The 17,076-nt window shown below is 61.1% G+C and carries 15 protein-coding genes and 2 pseudogenes; 4 read left to right on the forward strand and 13 right to left on the reverse strand.

The window, feature by feature from the left end; genetic code table 11:
- The first annotated feature begins 137 nt into the window (after window positions 1-137).
- Window positions 138-1,048: pseudogene (locus WDS16_RS02260) on the forward strand (manganese catalase family protein).
- 96 nt (window positions 1,049-1,144) lie between these two features.
- A complete protein-coding gene (locus WDS16_RS02265; protein ID WP_338890173.1) occupies window positions 1,145-1,477 on the forward strand; it encodes a DUF3140 domain-containing protein in 333 nt (110 codons plus the stop codon).
- 20 nt (window positions 1,478-1,497) lie between these two features.
- On the opposite strand, the gene WDS16_RS02270 is transcribed toward WDS16_RS02265, so the two are convergent.
- The 3 genes from WDS16_RS02270 to WDS16_RS02280 form a co-directional block, all read right to left on the reverse strand.
- Entirely contained in the window at window positions 1,498-3,954 is a 2,457-nt protein-coding gene (locus tag WDS16_RS02270) for a nitrate reductase (protein ID WP_338890175.1), read from the reverse strand.
- Complete coding sequence (locus WDS16_RS02275) at window positions 3,951-5,018, reverse strand: YihY/virulence factor BrkB family protein (RefSeq protein WP_338890176.1); 1,068 nt, start codon at window positions 5,016-5,018, stop codon at window positions 3,951-3,953. Before WDS16_RS02275 ends, WDS16_RS02270 begins: the two co-directional genes overlap by 4 nt.
- Window positions 5,019-5,214: 196 nt before the next feature.
- Window positions 5,215-5,943, reverse strand: a complete 729-nt coding sequence (locus WDS16_RS02280) for a HemK2/MTQ2 family protein methyltransferase (protein WP_338890177.1) — start codon at window positions 5,941-5,943, stop codon at window positions 5,215-5,217.
- 344 nt (window positions 5,944-6,287) lie between these two features.
- Between WDS16_RS02280 and WDS16_RS02285 the strand changes: the two genes are divergently transcribed.
- A complete protein-coding gene (locus tag WDS16_RS02285; protein WP_338893229.1) occupies window positions 6,288-7,445 on the forward strand; it encodes a glycosyltransferase in 1,158 nt (385 codons plus the stop codon).
- Window positions 7,446-7,580: 135 nt separating this feature from the next.
- Here WDS16_RS02285 and WDS16_RS02290 read toward each other — a convergent pair whose 3' ends face one another.
- From WDS16_RS02290 to WDS16_RS02305, 4 genes and pseudogenes are all read right to left on the reverse strand, one after another.
- Window positions 7,581-8,411 (reverse strand): MBL fold metallo-hydrolase, encoded by an 831-nt coding sequence (locus tag WDS16_RS02290; RefSeq protein WP_338890179.1) that lies wholly within the window; start codon window positions 8,409-8,411, stop codon window positions 7,581-7,583.
- A complete protein-coding gene (locus WDS16_RS02295; RefSeq protein ID WP_338890181.1) occupies window positions 8,408-8,971 on the reverse strand; it encodes a hypothetical protein in 564 nt (187 codons plus the stop codon). Before WDS16_RS02295 ends, WDS16_RS02290 begins: the two co-directional genes overlap by 4 nt.
- An 8-nt stretch (window positions 8,972-8,979) precedes the next feature.
- Entirely contained in the window at window positions 8,980-10,128 is a 1,149-nt protein-coding gene (locus tag WDS16_RS02300; RefSeq protein WP_338890183.1) for a zinc-dependent alcohol dehydrogenase, read from the reverse strand.
- 49 nt (window positions 10,129-10,177) lie between these two features.
- Window positions 10,178-10,354 (reverse strand): annotated as a pseudogene (locus WDS16_RS02305) (aldehyde dehydrogenase family protein); the annotation flags it as partial.
- Between the two features lie 79 nt (window positions 10,355-10,433).
- Here WDS16_RS02305 and WDS16_RS02310 point away from each other — a divergent pair.
- Window positions 10,434-11,581, forward strand: a protein-coding gene (locus WDS16_RS02310) for an IS3 family transposase (protein WP_422395690.1) whose coding sequence is annotated in 2 segments (ribosomal slippage) — window positions 10,434-10,701 and window positions 10,701-11,581 — 1,149 coding nt in all. Because the reading frame shifts where the segments join, the coding sequence is not laid out codon by codon here.
- A gap of 6 nt (window positions 11,582-11,587) precedes the next feature.
- Here the strand turns inward: WDS16_RS02310 and WDS16_RS02315 are convergent.
- From WDS16_RS02315 to WDS16_RS02340, 6 genes are all read right to left on the reverse strand, one after another.
- Window positions 11,588-12,865 (reverse strand): aldehyde dehydrogenase family protein, encoded by a 1,278-nt coding sequence (locus WDS16_RS02315; protein ID WP_338890185.1) that lies wholly within the window; start codon window positions 12,863-12,865, stop codon window positions 11,588-11,590.
- A gap of 20 nt (window positions 12,866-12,885) precedes the next feature.
- A complete protein-coding gene (locus WDS16_RS02320) occupies window positions 12,886-14,163 on the reverse strand; it encodes a cytochrome P450 (RefSeq protein ID WP_338890187.1) in 1,278 nt (425 codons plus the stop codon).
- A gap of 157 nt (window positions 14,164-14,320) precedes the next feature.
- Window positions 14,321-15,529 carry an alcohol dehydrogenase catalytic domain-containing protein gene (locus WDS16_RS02325; RefSeq protein ID WP_338890189.1) on the reverse strand — a complete coding sequence of 403 codons (1,209 nt, stop codon included), beginning with the start codon at window positions 15,527-15,529 and terminating at the stop codon, window positions 14,321-14,323.
- 28 nt (window positions 15,530-15,557) lie between these two features.
- Complete coding sequence (locus WDS16_RS02330) at window positions 15,558-16,004, reverse strand: DUF4383 domain-containing protein (protein WP_338890191.1); 447 nt, start codon at window positions 16,002-16,004, stop codon at window positions 15,558-15,560.
- A gap of 9 nt (window positions 16,005-16,013) precedes the next feature.
- The gene (locus WDS16_RS02335; RefSeq protein WP_338890193.1) at window positions 16,014-16,205 is read right to left on the reverse strand and encodes a DUF2795 domain-containing protein; all 192 of its coding nucleotides are present in this window, start codon (window positions 16,203-16,205) and stop codon (window positions 16,014-16,016) included.
- Window positions 16,206-16,276: 71 nt separating this feature from the next.
- Complete coding sequence (locus WDS16_RS02340; RefSeq protein ID WP_338890195.1) at window positions 16,277-17,065, reverse strand: SDR family NAD(P)-dependent oxidoreductase; 789 nt, start codon at window positions 17,063-17,065, stop codon at window positions 16,277-16,279.
- Window positions 17,066-17,076 lie beyond the last annotated feature (11 nt).

Raw genomic sequence — 17,076 nt, forward strand, 5'->3', positions numbered from 1 at the left:
CGAGCCAAATGAAGCTTCGCGTAACTGGGCGTGGACAGATTTGTTCTTTCGTCAGCCGTTTGCATCGAAATCGGCCGGGTACCAACGCATAGTCCGCCGCAGAAAACAGTTGTCTCGCAATTTCGAAGGAGATCCAGATGTTCCGTCATACCGACTACCTGCAATTCGATGCCAAGCCGGAGAAGCCGGATCCGGTGTATGCCCACAAGCTTCAAGAGCTTATCGGCGGTGCCTACGGCGAGATGACGGTGACCATGCAATATCTGTTCCAAGGGTGGAACTGTGTATGGAAGGTAAGTACAAAGACCTGATCATGGACATCGCCACCGAGGAGATCGGGCACGTCGAGATGCTTGCCACGATGGTCGCGCGTCTGCTCGAGGGCGCACCGGCGACCGAATCGACCAAGAATGCTGCTGCAGACCCAGTCGTTGCGGCGGTCATGGGCGGTATGGATCCGCAGCAGGCGATCGTCGCCGGTGGGGGTGCGATGCCGCAGGACTCGAACGGGGTGCCATGGAACGGCCGATACATTGTCGCCAGCGGCAACCTCCTCGCCGACTTCCGAGCCAATGTCGCCGCCGAAGCCCAGGGCCGTCTGCAGACGGCGCGGTTGTACAACATGACTGACGACCCAGGCGTCAAAGCGATGCTGAAGTTCAATCTTGCCCGGGACACTCACCATCAAAATCTATGGCTCGCTGCGATCGAAGAGCTGCAAGCGGATGGCCTGGAGGACGTCGTCGCGCCGGACGCGCTGCTCGACGAAGAAGCGTCGGAGCACGCCACCGACCTGTGGCACCTCTCCGATGGAGAATTCTCTGCTACAGGCGGTTGGGCAAACCGCCTTGCCCCCGATGGCAAGCGGCAGATGGGTTTCCTCGCCGATCCACAACCGTTGGGCGGCAAAGCGTCGGCTCCCGCACCGGATCCGAAGCTCTACGCTACCTACGACGGAGCCAAAGGCGGTCCCGCCTCGGCCGCACTCGGCACCGAGAAGGGGGTCATGGGCAAGATCAAGGACGCCCTGGATCCCGACGAAACCTGAAGGCTTTGAACCGAATTGAAGTCGGATGGGCAGCTTGGCATCCCATCCGACTGCAACCGGTGTGCGAGCTCTGAACTGAAAGAGAGAGTTTTGGCCATGCCAAAGGACTATGAAACAACATATAAAAATTTCAGGGACGCGGTCAACATGACCGCGAACGAGCTCGAAAAATTCCTGAAGTCGGACGATTCGAAGTCGGTCGGTCAGAAGAAGGACAGCGACGAATCCGTCGGACATGAGAGTGGCCGAAAGATCGTGCACATTCTCGAGACGAAGAAGGCCGATCTGTCGGAGGAGGATTATTCGCACATGGAAAAAGTCGTGTCGTACGTTCATCGACACTCCGCCCAACGGTCATCCGGCGACGTTGCCGATACGCCGTGGAGGTACTCGTTGATGAATTGGGGCCACGATCCGCTGAAGGGCTGACCGCATCTGGCCCGCATGTTTTACGACGTGGTCGAGGAGCCCGTCCTCTCGACGGTCTCCAACCCACCGACTGTGGGGACGACGGTGCTTGCACTCGGAGCCGAGGCGGTCGTCGTCGGTGCCTTCGATGGACCGCCACCAGCCCGCAACCTTCGCGCCTGTGCCGCTGCATATTTGAACTGCGGTTGCTTCGATGCGGGGTCCCACTCTGTCCGGGTCAGCTCGTTGGCGGCTCGCTCGTGAGTTTCGGCACTGCTCGCGTCCCAATAGCCGTAGTGGAACGGTACGAACAGAACGCCCTCTCGAATACCAGAAATTCGAGCCTGGGCGTGAATGGAACTGCGCGGAGAGGATACTTCGACGACGTCGCCCTCCTCGACACCGAGGTTCGCTGCGTCCATCTCCGATATCTCCACCCAAACAGTGGGCGCAGCTCTCTGTAGCTGTGGAGCCCGTCCAGTCTTGGTGCGGGTGTGGAAATGATAGAGGGTCCGTCCGGTGATGAGCGCTAGAGGGAATGCCTCGCTGAGGGTTTCGTTCGGTGGAAAATAGTGAACAGCTTTGACAACGGCGCGAGAATCGGGATTCAGCGCCCGGTACTCGCTCGGTTCGACAGGGTCACCGGTAACAAGATCCTTGCCGTAGCTCTCGCAATAGTCAGGGTCGCTCCAAAATGACCCGTCGGAGTACAACCGTTCCGTCCCGTCGGGATTGTCTGTCGAACAGGGCCATTGGATTCCGCCGCGGGTTCGTAGCGAGTCGTAGCTCATGCCGGTGTAGTCGCATGGACGACCGGCACTGGCTCGCTTCCAACCTTCGAAGGCGGACTCCGCATCATGCCACGGTGGCAGAGCCTGGCCGTCCCTGTCTTCGAAGTTCATCCGCCGCGCGTAGTCGAGGAAAATATCGAGATCGGGTCGTGCTTCGCCCGGTGGCTCCACTGCCTTGTCGGAAATGTGCACTGTGCGGTCCGCATTGGTGAAAGTACCCGTTTTCTCACCCCACGCTGCGGCAGGCAATATCACGTCGGCCATGGATGCCGTTTCGGTGAGAAAAATGTCTTGTACGACGAGGAACAGCCGCTCTTGCGCCAAGATATTGCGGATACGAGACAGCTCGGGCATGGAGACGGCGGGATTCGTCGCACTGACCCACAGCATGCGGATCGACCCTTGTTCGGCGCTGTCGAATATCTTCATCGCATGAGTAGGAGGAGAACCCTGTGGCATCTTCTCTACGTCGATGTTCCACAGGCCGGCCAGTTCGGCGATGTGCGCGTCGTTCGCCCAGTTGCGAAAACCTGCCAGGTCCCCGTCGGCGCCACATTCACGCGTGTTTTGAGCGGACGGCTGCCCGTTCATCTGCAGCACGCCGCATCCTGGTCGCCCCAGCATGCCGCGCAGGATGTGGATGTTGTTCACCTGCACTGCCGCCGCGGTCGCCTGGTGGGATTGATAGAAACCTTGCAACACAGTCGACAGCAGTTTCTCGGCCGTCCCGACGAGGTAGGCAGCGCGACGGATGTCGTCGGCGTCGACGCCGCAGATTTCGGCAACGCGTTCGGGGCTGTAGGCCCGCGTATGTGAGACAAGGTCGTCGAAGCCGACGCTGTGTCGGTCGATGTAGTCCTGGGCGACCCACCCATTGGAAATGATCTCGTGAAGAATGCCGTTCATTAGCGCGACGTTCGTACCGGGCATGGGCGCCAGATGGACTGCGGCCTGCCGGGCGACATGGGTTGGCCGCGGGTCGATACACAACAGTTGTGGTGGGTTCTCGCCTGCTAGGCGGTCAAGGATGCGTGACCACAGAACGGTCTGGGTTTCTGCAACGTTATGACCGTACAGAGCAATGACGTCAGCGTGATCGACATCGCTGTACGAGCCGGGTTGTCCGTCTGAGGCGAAGGACTCTTTCAGTGCTTGCGCTGCGGTAGCGGTACACAGCCGGGTGTTTCCGTCGACATTGTTGGTGCCTATGGCGCCGTGGGCAATCACGCCAAGCGTGTAGTACTCCTCGAGAAACAATTGCCCACTGGTGTAAAAGCCGAGTGCGTCCGGTCCGCTATCGGCGAGTAGCTCGCGACTGCGAGCGACAATGCGGTTCATCGCGGTGTCCCAGTCGGTTTCGACCAGTTCACCGTTCACTCGAATCATTGGCGCGGTCAACCGATCACCGCTGTTGTTGGCCTGCCAACCGTACAGATCTTTCGGCCCCAGTCGGCCGCGGTTGACACGGTCGTTTGCCCTTCCGCGCACCCCGACGATCACGTCGTCCTTGACGGCGATATCGAGGGCGTCACCGTTCGAGTGCAGAACCGACGCCGACTGCACCCATCGGTCGACATCCTGCTCGTCGAGGCCGTCGGCGAGGTATGAGTCGACCCGAGCCGGCCACGGAGTGCCTGGCCCATAGGGCGTCCGAGTACCCCATGGCTCGGCTATACGGTCGACATGACGTGGTGGCAGTTCGTTCACCGTAACCCCTGTTGATCGCGCTGTTGATGGCTCTCTCGCAGACGTCGTCCCTCGTCGATGGCGTCGGTGTCTTTCTTCTCGTTCTTGTCCGACACACGAGTATCACGTGGGGGCAACTGAAGTCGTTCCTCGGCGATGAGGCCCGCTTGGAGTTGACGTCCGCGTTCCAATTCGGAATCGAGTTCCGCGCCGAACAGCAACGCCAGGTTGGTGATCCACAGCCATAGCAGGAAGACGATGGCGCCTGCCAGAGATCCATAGGTCTTGTTGTAGCTCGAGAAATTCGCAACGTAGAACCCGAACGCGACGGTCGCGAGAATCCAGACGATGATGCCGACGGCGGCTCCCGCGCTGATCCACTTGAATTTCGGCTGCTGCACGTTGGGTGTCGCGTAGTAAAGAATTGCGACGGCAATGACCACGACGGCGAGCACGAGGGGCCACCTGGCAATGTTCCACACCGTCAATGCGGTGTCGCCGAGACCGATGACGTCGCCGATCGCCGACGCGACAGGCCCGCTTATCGCCAGCATGACGGCAGCAAGCGCTATCAGGGTCAAGGCGATCAGTGTCACCAGCAGCATTACCGGTCGCAACTTCCAAATCGGACGCCCCTCCTCGACCTCGTACATGCGATTCATGGCCCGGCCGAACGCGCCGACGTATCCCGATGCAGACCACAGCGCACCCGCGATACCGATGACCAGTGCGAATCCGGCGGTGGGTGCCTGAACCAATTGCTCGATCGGGCCACGCAGAGTATCGACGGCGGAGGACGGGCCGAGATCGCCGACGACCTGAAGGACGCCGTCCACGGTCGCCTGTCCCTGCCCGAAAACTCCGAGCAGAGACATGATGGCAAGGATTGCCGGAAACAACGACAGCACTGCGTAATAAGTCAACGCCGCCGCGAGGTCGGTGCATTGGTCGCGAGAAAATTCGCGCGCCGTTTTCTTGGCGACGAATATCCACGACGGCTTCGTCAGTTCGGTCGGGGACTCGGGCTTACGAGGATCGTCCGGGTCGGCATCGACGGGTGCAGGCGAGTCGGAGTTGGCAGTCACCTGAGTCGCGATACCCCACCTTTACCGCGTAAAACACGAATGAGAATCGCACTTTCGACCCACGCTGTGTGTCCTATCGAGAACTACGGGCACTCACGTAGCCGGGTGCTCGGCCGATCGCCCAGCGGCTGTTGCGGTACGCCGCCAACCGAACCGCCCGTAGCCATTCGGGTTGCGGTCGGGCTTCCGCCTATCATCACCGCTTGTCGGCACGAATGACCACCAGTCGTTCTGTTCGTTGGCCCTTGTTCGCTTTGCAGGTTTCTTCGAGCCACGCCGCTCGCGAGGTCATTACCGGCCCGTACCCAATAGTGTGTTCGAGAACTTCTGCGGCGTCGAAACCGTTATCGCACAACATGCGCAGCGTCTTGGCGGGGTCGGCGAATTCGGACTGCACCAACAGCAGCGTTCCGCCGTCATCGAGTAGTACCGGTGCGGTTGCACACAGCACGTCCAACACATGCCGTCCCTCCGGGCCTGCGTCCCAGGCCCGCGTCATTCCGAGGCCGGAGGGAAGCGAATCCGATGGGACGTAGGGCGGATTACACAGTACGACGTCGTACGGTCCATGGACGCGGGCTTCGTCGAAGGACCCGGAGCGGACTTGCACTGTTGTACCGGTAGATTCGGCGTTGTCGCGGGCGCACGCCACAGCGGCTGGAGCGATGTCGAACGCATCGACACGGCGAGCGCCGAGTTGGGCGGCGTGTATCGCGATGATGCCGGTGCCGGTGCACATGTCCAATATGCGTGCGCCCGGAACCACGCCGGACTCGTCGATCGCACGGCACAGCAGCCACGAATCGTCCTGAGGTCGATACACGTCGATGTCCGCGAACACGGTGGGATGGAAGTCGATGGTGGTCATCGTCCGGCCTGATCTCGTATCGGCACAGGCTGCTGGAACGGCGTCGGTGGTCGTCATATGTGGAGATATCCCCGAAGCAGTTCCACCCAAACCCGTGACTGCCTGGATCGACATTCCGGCCCAGTCGGTGGGGTAGTATCGAAAACACCCTGACAACGTGCCAGCGTCTGGCGTGTCAGGTTCACTCACCTCGAGTCCGCGGGTGGACCCTATTCGCACCCGCGCCGGTGCATCCTTCGTTGCTGTCTCAATGCCCGGATGCGCGCGCGAAAGCGACGAATGGAGATGTTCAGCGTGCACTTTCTCATCGCGAGTGTGAGCCGCACCCGAGTCGAGACGACAGATCGGACGAGCGGGCAGGGCGACCGAGAGCTCGGCCTAGGCATCGGGCCGGGGCTTTGATTCGAGAACGGTTGCGGATAGCGCTGATTGCCTCGAACCGCTTTCCCATAGCGCAACCATTCGCTGGAGGTTTGGAGGCGCACACATGGCATCTCGCACAGGCATTGGCCGATGCCGGGCACGACACCACGTTGTTCGCGGGCCCGGGGTCCGATCCTGCATTACACAGTGGCCGTTTGGACGTGGAGTACCTCCAGCTCAGTAGCCGCGCCCGCGCCGATTTCTCGATGCCCTCCGATGGCTTCATGGCCGATCACCATGCGTATCAGAGTTTGATGCTGCAGTTGGCGTCCGATCACCGCTACGACGTGATCCACAATCACAGCCTGCACTACCTGCCCATCGCGATGGCGCCGACGCTGTCGACGCCGTTTCTGACTACGCTGCACACACCGCCCACACCGTGGCTGGAGTCGGCGATCGCAGCCAGCGGAGGGCGCGGAACCAAGTTCGCTGCGGTCAGCGCGCACACCGCATCGATGTGGGACGGAATCGTTCCGCAGCAAGTCGAGGTCGTGCCGAACGGTGTAGACATCACGCGCTGGCCGGTCGGGCCGGGAGGGGACTATGTGGTGTGGTCGGGCCGTCTCACTCCGGAGAAGGGCCCGCATCTGGCCATCGATGCTGCGCAGCGCGCCGGATATCGGCTCGTTCTGGCAGGCCCGATATCGGACCCTGATTACTTCGCCCGGCTGATCGAGCCGCGGCTCGATGCTGGCACCACCTACGCCGGGCATCTCGAACAGTCCGATCTCGCGGCCCTGGTCGGAGGTGCTGCGGCGGCATTGACGACGCCTACGTGGGATGAGCCGTACGGACTCGTCGTCGCCGAGGCGTTGGCGTGCGGTACTCCGGTGGTTGCATTCGCTCGCGGTGGGATACCGGAGATCGTCGATTCCTGCAGCGGCACACTGGTTCCGGCGGACGATGTCGATGCTCTGGCGGCGGCGATACCGCCCACCACGAGACTGGACCGCCGGGCTGTTCGAGCCCACGCAGTGGAGGCGTGCTCGTCGCAGACCATGCTCGATGCCTACCTGCATCTGTACCGTCGGATGATCGACGGACCCCACCTCGCGACCGCGGCGCCGTACTGCAGCACCAGCACCAGCACCAGCATCAGTAATGGTAGTCCGGTCGGATCCGAGCGGCAATGAGAACCGCGCGGCGGCGGGAACGCGCCACGGTGGTGCGGTGGTGGCGGCTCCGGCGGACCCGGCGACCGGTAACCTTCACCGAAAAGGTCCGGTACACGATGCTGCGGGATCACCGCAGGAGCAATCGGGGTGCAGTCACTTCCTGCCAAGGGTGACGGTTTCGCCGCGGGCCACGTACCGGACGCGCTCGGTGAACCCGCGTGCTCGTACCTCATCGTCGAAATCCGCCAGAGTAGAGGCAAACACGCCGTAGTCGTCGTAGTGGATGGGAATCGATTCGGCTGCATCGATCAGCTTGATGGCCTGCACTCCTTGGGCTGCGTCCATGGTCACCATTAGCCCCCGTATGGGTGATTGTCCGAACGGTAGTGTGGTTCCGCCGAGATGGAAGATGCCGGTGTCGATGCGTGGGTATCGCGCCGGGATGGCGGCGAGGTCATCGACGTAGAGCGTGTCGCCCGAGATATAGACCCGTAGCTGGGCAACTGGTTCGTCCCCAGGGTCGTGTTCGAATTCGATCATCGAGCCCATCACGGGAGGAACCAGATGAAGGTTCTGTGCCCATGTCGGGCCGTGGCGTCCGGGCATAGCGGTGACCTGCGCGCGGGTATCGCCGCGCTGGAGAGCTGTCGAATTCCACGTCGAGAGTTGCTCTGCCGCAGCGAATCCGCGGCGCTGAAGGCGACGAGCCGCGTGCGCTGTGGTGATGATCGGTGTCGCGGGATCGAGATGCGCCTGCGTTCGGCGGTCCCAATGGTCACCATGCATGTGCGAAAGAAGTATCGCGTCGACCCGAGGAAGCTCGTTGATGTCCATCGCCGGCTCACGCACACGTTTGGAGACCAAGCCGTGTCCGAGGTATGCGTATTGGCCGGCGTGGAGAAAGTTCGGGTCGGTGAGGATGGTGATGTCGCCGAACGAGATGAGCGCGGTGGCGTTGCCGATGAAAGTGAACGTGCCGTTCATCGACGAATCACCGAACGTACGACCGCTGCTGCGGCGGTGGCCGCCGCGATCCACGGGCCGGCGACGAGGATGGGGTCGATCCACTGGTGGTTGACGTCGACGCGTTGGCTTCCTTTGCGCGAGAGCAAACCACGGCGGCGTACCTCGCTGGCGATCCCTGTCTGGGTGAGAGGGTTGTCGGGCCGGGTGGTGGTGAACGAGCGCAGATGCGCGGTTGCCGCGTCGACCCGGTCGCCGGCGAGCAGTAGCAGCCAATGGGCAGCGCGCCCTTCGCTGTATCGGTACGCCACTCTGCGTATCGAGCCCGATAGCCCGTGCAGGGGAGCGGATGTGCCGAAGACTGGCGTCATGCGCGCGTGTTCGATACTCCGTTCGCGTTCTTGCCAACCCGGTTGCTGCTCGGGCAGATGCCAGTGCGCCCCTGTGCTGTCGGGGTCGAAATGCTCACGGGGATACGCGGGCCTATCAGCAGGGTCGAGATCGGCGCCCCAGCCAGGAATGGCGGCTCGAAGCTCCTCGCTCGATCGGACGCGGGTGGGTTTGTCGGCCGAATACGGCATCGGTGCTCCTAGTGCGCGTTCGGGACGAGGATCGGTTTGATGCAGTCGTCGAGTTTGCCGGAGAAGATGTGATAGGCCTCGTCGACGTGTTCCAGTGGGATCCTATGCGTCACAATGTCATTGGGTTTGAGATATCCGTTGCGGATGTGATCGAACAACCGGGGCCACTGTCTCTTGACCGGGCACTGATTCATGCGCAGCGTCAGACCTTTGTTCATGGCGTCGCCGAATTTGACGGCGGAGAACATCGGGCCGAATGCGCCCATCACGGAAACAGTTCCGCCTTTGCGGACCGAATCGATGGCCCAGTTCAGCGCAATGGGCGACCCGCCCTGAAGTTTGAGTTTCGCTGCCGTCACGTGTTGGAGAAAGTTGCCGTCCGCTTCGGCGCCGACGGCATCGATGGCGACATCGGCGCCGAGGTAGTCGGTGGTCTTCTTCATGGTTACGACGATGTCGTCGTGTTCGGCGAAGTTGACTGTTTCAGCGTGAGCGAACGAGCGTGCTTTCGCGAGGCGGTATTCGAGATGGTCGATCACGACAACACGTCCGGCACCCATGAGCCACGAACTCGCCGCTGCGTAGAGGCCGACCGGGCCGGCACCGAACACCAATACGGTGTCACCCTCGCGGATCGAGCCGAGTTGTGCACCGAAGTATCCGGTGGCGAGAGCGTCGGTGAGCAGCAGTGCATCCTCGTCGTCCATCCAATTGGGAATGATGCTCGGCCCGACGTCGGCGAACGGTACCCGGACGTACTGTGCTTGTCCGCCGTCGTATCCACCGGTCGTGTGCGAATACCCGTAGATACCTCCGACAGCGGTGGCGTTCGGGTTGACGTTATGGCAGTTGGAGAACAGTCCGCGTGCGCAAAAGTAGCAGGAACCGCAATAGATGTTGAACGGCACCATGACGCGGTCACCTGGGACGAGGTTTTCGACCGAGGGGCCCACCTGATCGACGACGCCGATGAACTCGTGTCCGAATGTCGTTCCCACGCGAGTGTCGGGCATCATACCGTGGTATAGGTGCAGGTCAGAGCCGCAGATCGCGGCCAAGGTGACTTTGATGATGGCGTCATTGGGGTGTTCGATCTTTGGTTCGGTTTTGTGTTCGGCGCGCACTTTGTACGGACCGCGGTAGACCATCGACAACATGAGTCCTCAATTCGGCGAGAGAAATCTGCGATGTACTTCGGATAGCGAATCAGCCTCCAGCACCGGAGATCTGAGAGTCACTTGGCACTGTGCGTATCAGCTTGTGGTTGGCGAACTCGTCAATTCCGTAGTGCGATAATTCTCGGCCGTATCCGGAATTCTTGACGCCGCCGAACGGCAATTCCGGGGACGTGGCGGTCGGATGATTGATCCACACCATGCCTGTGGCGTGTCCCCGGTGAACGGGGCCATCTCGTTTTAGAGTCTTGTTGCCCCTGAAGTGGGCGGATAGGACGATGGAGAACATGGCTGGACGGAAGCGCAACTCTGCCGAGGACATCGTGCGCAAACTGCGCCGTGCCGATGAGCTGACCGCTGCAGGCAAGACGCAAGAGGAGATCGCGGCGGAGCTCGAGGTGTCGGCGGCGACGTTGTACAACTGGCGGCGTCAGTACGGCGGGATGGACACCGATGCCGCGAAGGAACTCAAGGAGCTGCGCGAGCAGAACGGCAAGCTCAAACGCCTGCTCGCCGAGGCCGAGCTGGAGAAGGACGCACTGCGGGAGGTAGCGAAGGGAAAATTCTGAGCCCAGCCGCCAAGCGCCGCGCCGTCGACATGCTCGTCAACACCATGAGTCTGTCGAAACGTCTGGCGTGCAAAGCTGTTGGGCTTGCCCGCTCCACCTACGCACGAACACCGATCGCCGACACACCCGCGGATCCCGACGCGGCCCTGAGGGCGTCGCTGCGGACATACGCAGGCTCGCATCCACTGCACGGCTTCCGTCGCGCCTGGGCGCATCTGAGGCACGACCAGGGCATGTCGGTGAACAAGAAGAAGGTGCACCGGCTCTGGAAGGAGGAGGGTCTGCAGGTTCGGATCTATCATCCCCGCAAACGCGCCGGCATCAGCTCCTGCCCGCAGATCGAAGCCGATGCGCCGAAAGTGGTGTGGGCTATGGATTTTCAGTTCGACTCCACGGTGGATGGGAAAGCGATCAAGATCGCGTCGATGATCGACGAACACACCCGGCAGTCCCTGTTGAACATCGTGGAGCGCTCGATCACCGCGCAACGACTGACCGACGAGCTCGACAAGACGTTCGCGCTGTGGGACGGACCGCCGATGGTCCTGAGAATGGACAACGGTCCGGAGTTCATTTCGCATGTGCTGCAACAGTTCTGTCGCGACCGTGTCGGTATCTCCTACATCCCGCCGGGGACGCCGTGGAACAACGGACACATCGAATCGTTCAACAACCGACTACGGAAGGAGTGCCTGAACCGCAATCACTGGACGAGCCTTCTCGAAGCGAGGGTGGTGATCGAGGACTTCAAAGACGACCACAACCATCGACACCGGCACTCATCACTCGGCTACCTCACGCCGTCCGAGTACGCTGCCCAATGCACCCACAACCACCAACCGGTCGAGGGTTGCGAGATCGACTGAAATCAATCACACCGTGGCTCTAGAACACGGTGGCCCGACTATCGGGGACCTGCCACCTGTATCGAGTCGATCTGCCACAGCTTCCGCCGCGTTGTTGTCACGGGAGTACACGGTTGCACCGAGGCCGTATGGCGATGCATTCGATAGCTCGACTGCCTCGTCGACGCTGTCCACTGCGTAGACCACGGCTACTGGACCGAACAACTCCTCGCTGAACGCCCGCATCTTGCCGGTCACTCCGGTCAGCACCGTCGCCTCGATGTACGCGCCCGGTCGATCGATTCGGCTACCGCCGGTTACTGCGGTCGCGCCCTTGTCCACTGCATCCTTGACGAGTTCATCGAGATCCTGGGCGGCCTGTTCGGAGGACAGCGGGCCGAGCGTCGTATTCTCATCGGCCGGATCGCCGGGTTGCAGTTTCGCCAGCGCCTCCGATAGCTCGGTGACGAACCGGTCGTAGGTCGCGGTTCCTACGAAGAATCGCTTCGACGCCACGCAGCTCTGTCCGGTGTTCGCCATGCGACCGGTGACCGCCGCTTCGATGAGGCGATCGAAGTCGTCACCGTCATCGAGAACTATGAAGGGGTCGCTGCCACCCAGCTCGAGTACCGACTTCTTCAATCTCTTGCCCGCTTGTTCACCGACGCTGGCACCTGCGCCTTCACTGCCCGTGAGCGAGACGCCACGAATCTGGGGGTTGTCGATGATCCGGGAGATCTTCGTGCCCGACACGAACAGATTGGTGTAGACGCCAACCGGCGCGCCTGCGTCACGGAAGAGGTCTTCCAGAGCTTGTGCCGATTGCGGACAGATGCTGGCGTGCTTTATCAGCACGGTGTTACCGAGTAAAAGGTTGGGGCCGACGAACCGGACCACCTGATACAGCGGAAAGTTCCACGGCATAACGCCGAGCAAGGCGCCGATCGACGTGGTGCGCACGATCGCGGACCCCTCGTCGACAGAGATGGTCTCGTCGGCGATCATCTTCTCGCCGTTGTCGGCGTAGTACTTCAAGATCGAGGCCGCCAGCGCTACTTCACCTTTGGCCTCTCCGATCAGCTTTCCCATCTCGGTCGTCATGAGTGAGGCGAATTTGTCGGTTCGCTCGATCATGAGCTCACCTGCGCGCGCCAGGAATTTCGCCCGTTCGCCTACGTTCATACTCCGCCAGTTGTCGTACGCAGTGTGCGCCGACGAGATGCAATCGTCGACATGCTCATCGGTGAACCCATCGAATTCCTTCAACGTCGTGTTGTCGGCAGGATTGACGGTTGCGATTGCCATGGATGGTCTCCAATCGAGTATCAGGACGAGAAATTCAGTCCGAAGTGGTCGAACGTTGCCGGCATGGGATACGACGGTGTCAGCTGTGGTGTGGAGGTCAGCCGATAGTTGCCGAAGCCCGCAACCAACTGGGCAAGTGCGGTGCTGGCCGCGAACAGTGCAATGTTCCGGCCAGGACATCCGGCCGGACCGGAACTGAACGGCAAGAACCCTCGTTGCGACTCTGCGCGTCCATCGAGCCAGACACTGGGCAAGAACGAGTCGGCATAGTCCAGAGTGTGGGTGTCGCGGTGGAACGCGGGTGTGTAGATCAAGAAAGCAGAACCCGACCGAATTTTCATTCGGTCATCGCCCCAATAGGTATCGACGACAGAGTCGCGCAGAATCGTCGGGGTCGTGGGCCACAGCCTCAGCGATTCGAGCACGCAACTGCGTAGGAAGGGCAAAGGATGAGGCGACTTGGGGTCGGCACCGTCGATTTCCCGCCGCGCTTCGGCCATCTGTTCCGGGTGTGTGACCAACAGCGCGAATGCGCGAATCGTTGCGATTCCGGCAGCGTCGAAAGCGAAGAGCCAATGCGGTATCTGACCAACGGGATCGGTTGCTGCTCCGCGGGCGCGGGAGTCGAGGGCTGCGAGGAGCGAGTTTTCCTCGACGTTCTCGGCATAGTTGTACAGCCCGTCGAAGAACCGGTCGCGTAGACGGTGGCGATTGGGAAAGAAGTACGACCAGTTTCCGGCGGTACGCAAAGTCCATAGCGCGTCGGTGAGACTCGAATCGTCACGTGCTGCGTCGCCGAGAGTAATTCGACGAACCGCGCACCACCACACACTGGTGAACTGGCCCGCGTCGAACTCCGGATTTCGGCGGCTTTCGACGACGAATGACGACATTTCTTCGTCGATCGCGGTAGCGAACGGCCTAGCCATACTGTGCAGTGTCTCGGGGGTTTCGAGCGCAGCCTCGTTGACGGGGCGACGAGATCTACGCGCCCTGTCATTCGAGATCAGCAGCCCGCGAGGTTGAAACGGGGCGAGAGCAGAGCGTTTCTCGCGGTTGGCGGCCGTAAATCGCGCGGGCGTGTCATCGAGGATGTTCGACGCGTCGTCCGGGTCGAGTACGACCACGACCGTGCGCCCCGGTATGTCCAGTTCGACAGGCCCGCTGCCGAATTCGGCACGCAACTTCGTGACGGTCTTCAGTGCGATCGAGTCGGCGTCGAATTTTTCGAGGATTTTCATCGCGACGCGGCGCCGAGCGATGACACCGGCTGCCACTGGTGGAAAGCCCAGCTTCACTGCCGTCGTGATCGCTCTTGCGCCTGTGATGCGTCGGGCGTGAAGAGGAGATGAAACCTGTTCATGCCGTTCATTGGGGGTTTGCTCCGATGAGGAAAGCGCCATATGCAGGCCCTACCCCGGAATTCTCCGAACAAACGTGCGGCCGAGTACGAATTCACATCGGCACCGTTGTCTTCAGCCAACCGTCTTCACGGCGGTCGAAGGTCTTGTAGGCGTCGATCATCGCGGTTGGCTCGGTGTGCTGCGAGATGAACCTGGTGGGATCCAGGTCGCCTCGGGCGACCTTCGCCAACAGTCCGGGTATGTACCGTCGATGATTGCAGTTCCCCGCCTGGACAGTGATATTCCGGTTCATCATTTCGCCGATGGGAAAAGAATCGAACGTGGGCGAATACACCCCGATGATTCCGATGGTTCCGGCCTTGGCGCTGGCGCGCACCGCCCATCTGGCGGAAAGGGACGGCGCGTCACCTGCAAGCCACTGGCCCGAGTCGGTGTTGCCGTCCGGAGCCGCCTTGTGCTGCTCGGCATCGAAGGACGACGTGTCGACAGGCAGCGCCTTCACCGCGGGACCCGATTCGGGACGTTGTGCATCTATCCCCACCGCGTCGATGACGCGATCGGCGCCGATCCCACCGGTCAACTCCAGTACGGCGGCAACCGGGTCCTCCTTGTTGAAGTTGATGGGTTCCGCATTCTGCGTTTGTGCTGTCTCGAGGCGAGAATCGATGCCGTCGACCACGATGACCCTCGACGCGCCCTGAAGTTTCGCCGAGGCGACAGCGCACTGACCCACTGCGCCCGCACCCAGCACGAGTACGGTATTTCCTTCACGGACGCGAGCGAGGACAGCACCGAAATATCCTGTCGGCAATACATCCGACACCATGATTGCCTGTTCGTCGGTAACTGCGTCCGGGACTTTCACTATGGTTGTCGCGGCAAAGGGAATCCTCGCGCGTTCGGCCTGCAGCCCGTTGACAGGACCTGTCGATTCTGGCCCCCCGAAGAAACATGTGCCTGCCTGCGGTCCGTTTGGGTTCGCAGTGTCGCACTGGGCGAAGTAACCCGCACGGCAGTACGAGCACGTACCGCACGCGACGGTCGATCCGACCACTACTCGGTCGCCGGCAACGAAACCCCGTACTGCGGAACCGACTTCTTCGACGACACCGACCGCTTCATGCCCGACGATGGTGCCGGGAAGCATCCCCGGCATGGTTCCCCGTACGAGATGGAGGTCGGTTCCGCAGATTGCCGACGTCGTCACCGTGATGATCGCATCTGTCGGCGCTTCGATGCGCGGTTCGCTCACCTCGTCCAAGCGGATATCGCCGACGTCATGCCATACAACAGCTTTCATTGCTTCTCCTTGGTTTATGAGAGGCCGACTACGGCGTTCGGGTACGCGTTGGTGCTCGCGATGTGAGAAGGCCCAGCCCAACCATGCCAACGGCGAGTCCGAGGTGTAGCCAGTTGTCCGCTTGATTGACGGGAACGAAGTTGGCTCCGCTGTCGTGATCGACGAACAGGCCATATAGGAAAAGGACGAAATACACGATTCCGCCGCCGACGAGATAGGCCTTTGCCGATGTTGCGGTTCGTGCGAGCGCAACGCCTGCGACACCGAACAGAAGATGCACAATATTGTGCAATATGGACACTGCGAACACGCCGAGAAGCTGCGCGCCTGAATGGTGTCCGGCAAACGTCAACATGTCGTAGTGGGTCGTGATGCCGGGGATGAATCCAAGGATTCCCACCAGTAAGAATACGAGTCCGACGGCCAGAGTGGCCAGTTGGACGGGAGTGCGTTGGGTCGTGGGTCTTGCCGACATGCGTTCTCCTCAACCTCGGTCGCTGGCAGCAGCGCTGACATCGTCAGGGCCGTCGAAATTGTCACCGTTCATCTTGCGCAGCGCAGACAGTGTGTCGTCGTCGGCACCGTTTCTTTCTGCCAGCTCGACGAGTTGGTCTTTGGAAGCGGGATATTCGGCGCCGGACAAGTGCTTCTGTAGCTCGATTGGGTTGATTGTCATGAACAGTCCTTTCGAGATCGTCATCGTTACCGTGCACTGTTGCTATCCCCGTAAAATTCCGGAACAAACGATTAATCGTCGCTTGGTTCGGCCAGTATTCGGTGAGCCCTTGCCTTGACCGAATCGGGTGTCACCGTGCTCACCGCCGCCATCGCCTTGGACAGCACAGATGCGGCGACCACCTTTCGTTTGCCGTTGTTCATCGCGTCGTAGCCCGCTCGGGCAACGGCCGCGGGTTCGTCTTTGTCGAGTCGGCCCATGATGGTGTTCTCGAGACCGGCACGTCGGAAGAATTGGGTGTCGGTCGGCCCAGGCATCAGCGCTGTCACCGTGACACCACCGTCGGATGCCTCGGACGCAAGACCCTCGGCGAAACTCTGCAGGAAAGATTTGGTGGCGTTGTAGACGACGTGGTTGGGACCGGGCATCATCGACGCCACCGAACTCGTGATGAGAATCCGACCGCTACCTCGTGCGAGCATGTGGCGTACCACGAACGAGGCGAGCCGCACCGTGCCACGAATGTTGAGATCGATAACGGACATTATGTCGGCAAGATCCGTCTCGGCGAACGTCCCACCGCAGCCGATTCCGGCGTTCAACGCTGCCGCAGACAGCGCACGACCGTCGTTGTCGACAGCCGCGACGACCGTGTCGACGCCTTCGGTGGTCCGCAAATCGGCCTGTACTGCGGTGATCGTTCCGGCAAGACCATCAGGATAGTCTGCATAGCAGTGTGGTTCGATGCCCTCGGCGACCGCGATGACGTCATACCCGTCGTGCACGAACAGGTTCGTCAGCTCCGCCCCGATTCCACTCGACGCTCCGGTCACTACTGCCAGGCGTTTACTTCCGTACATTGGTTCTCCTT

It is taken from the genome of Rhodococcus sovatensis (assembly GCF_037327425.1).
GTDB lineage: Bacteria > Actinomycetota > Actinomycetes > Mycobacteriales > Mycobacteriaceae > Rhodococcoides > Rhodococcoides sovatense.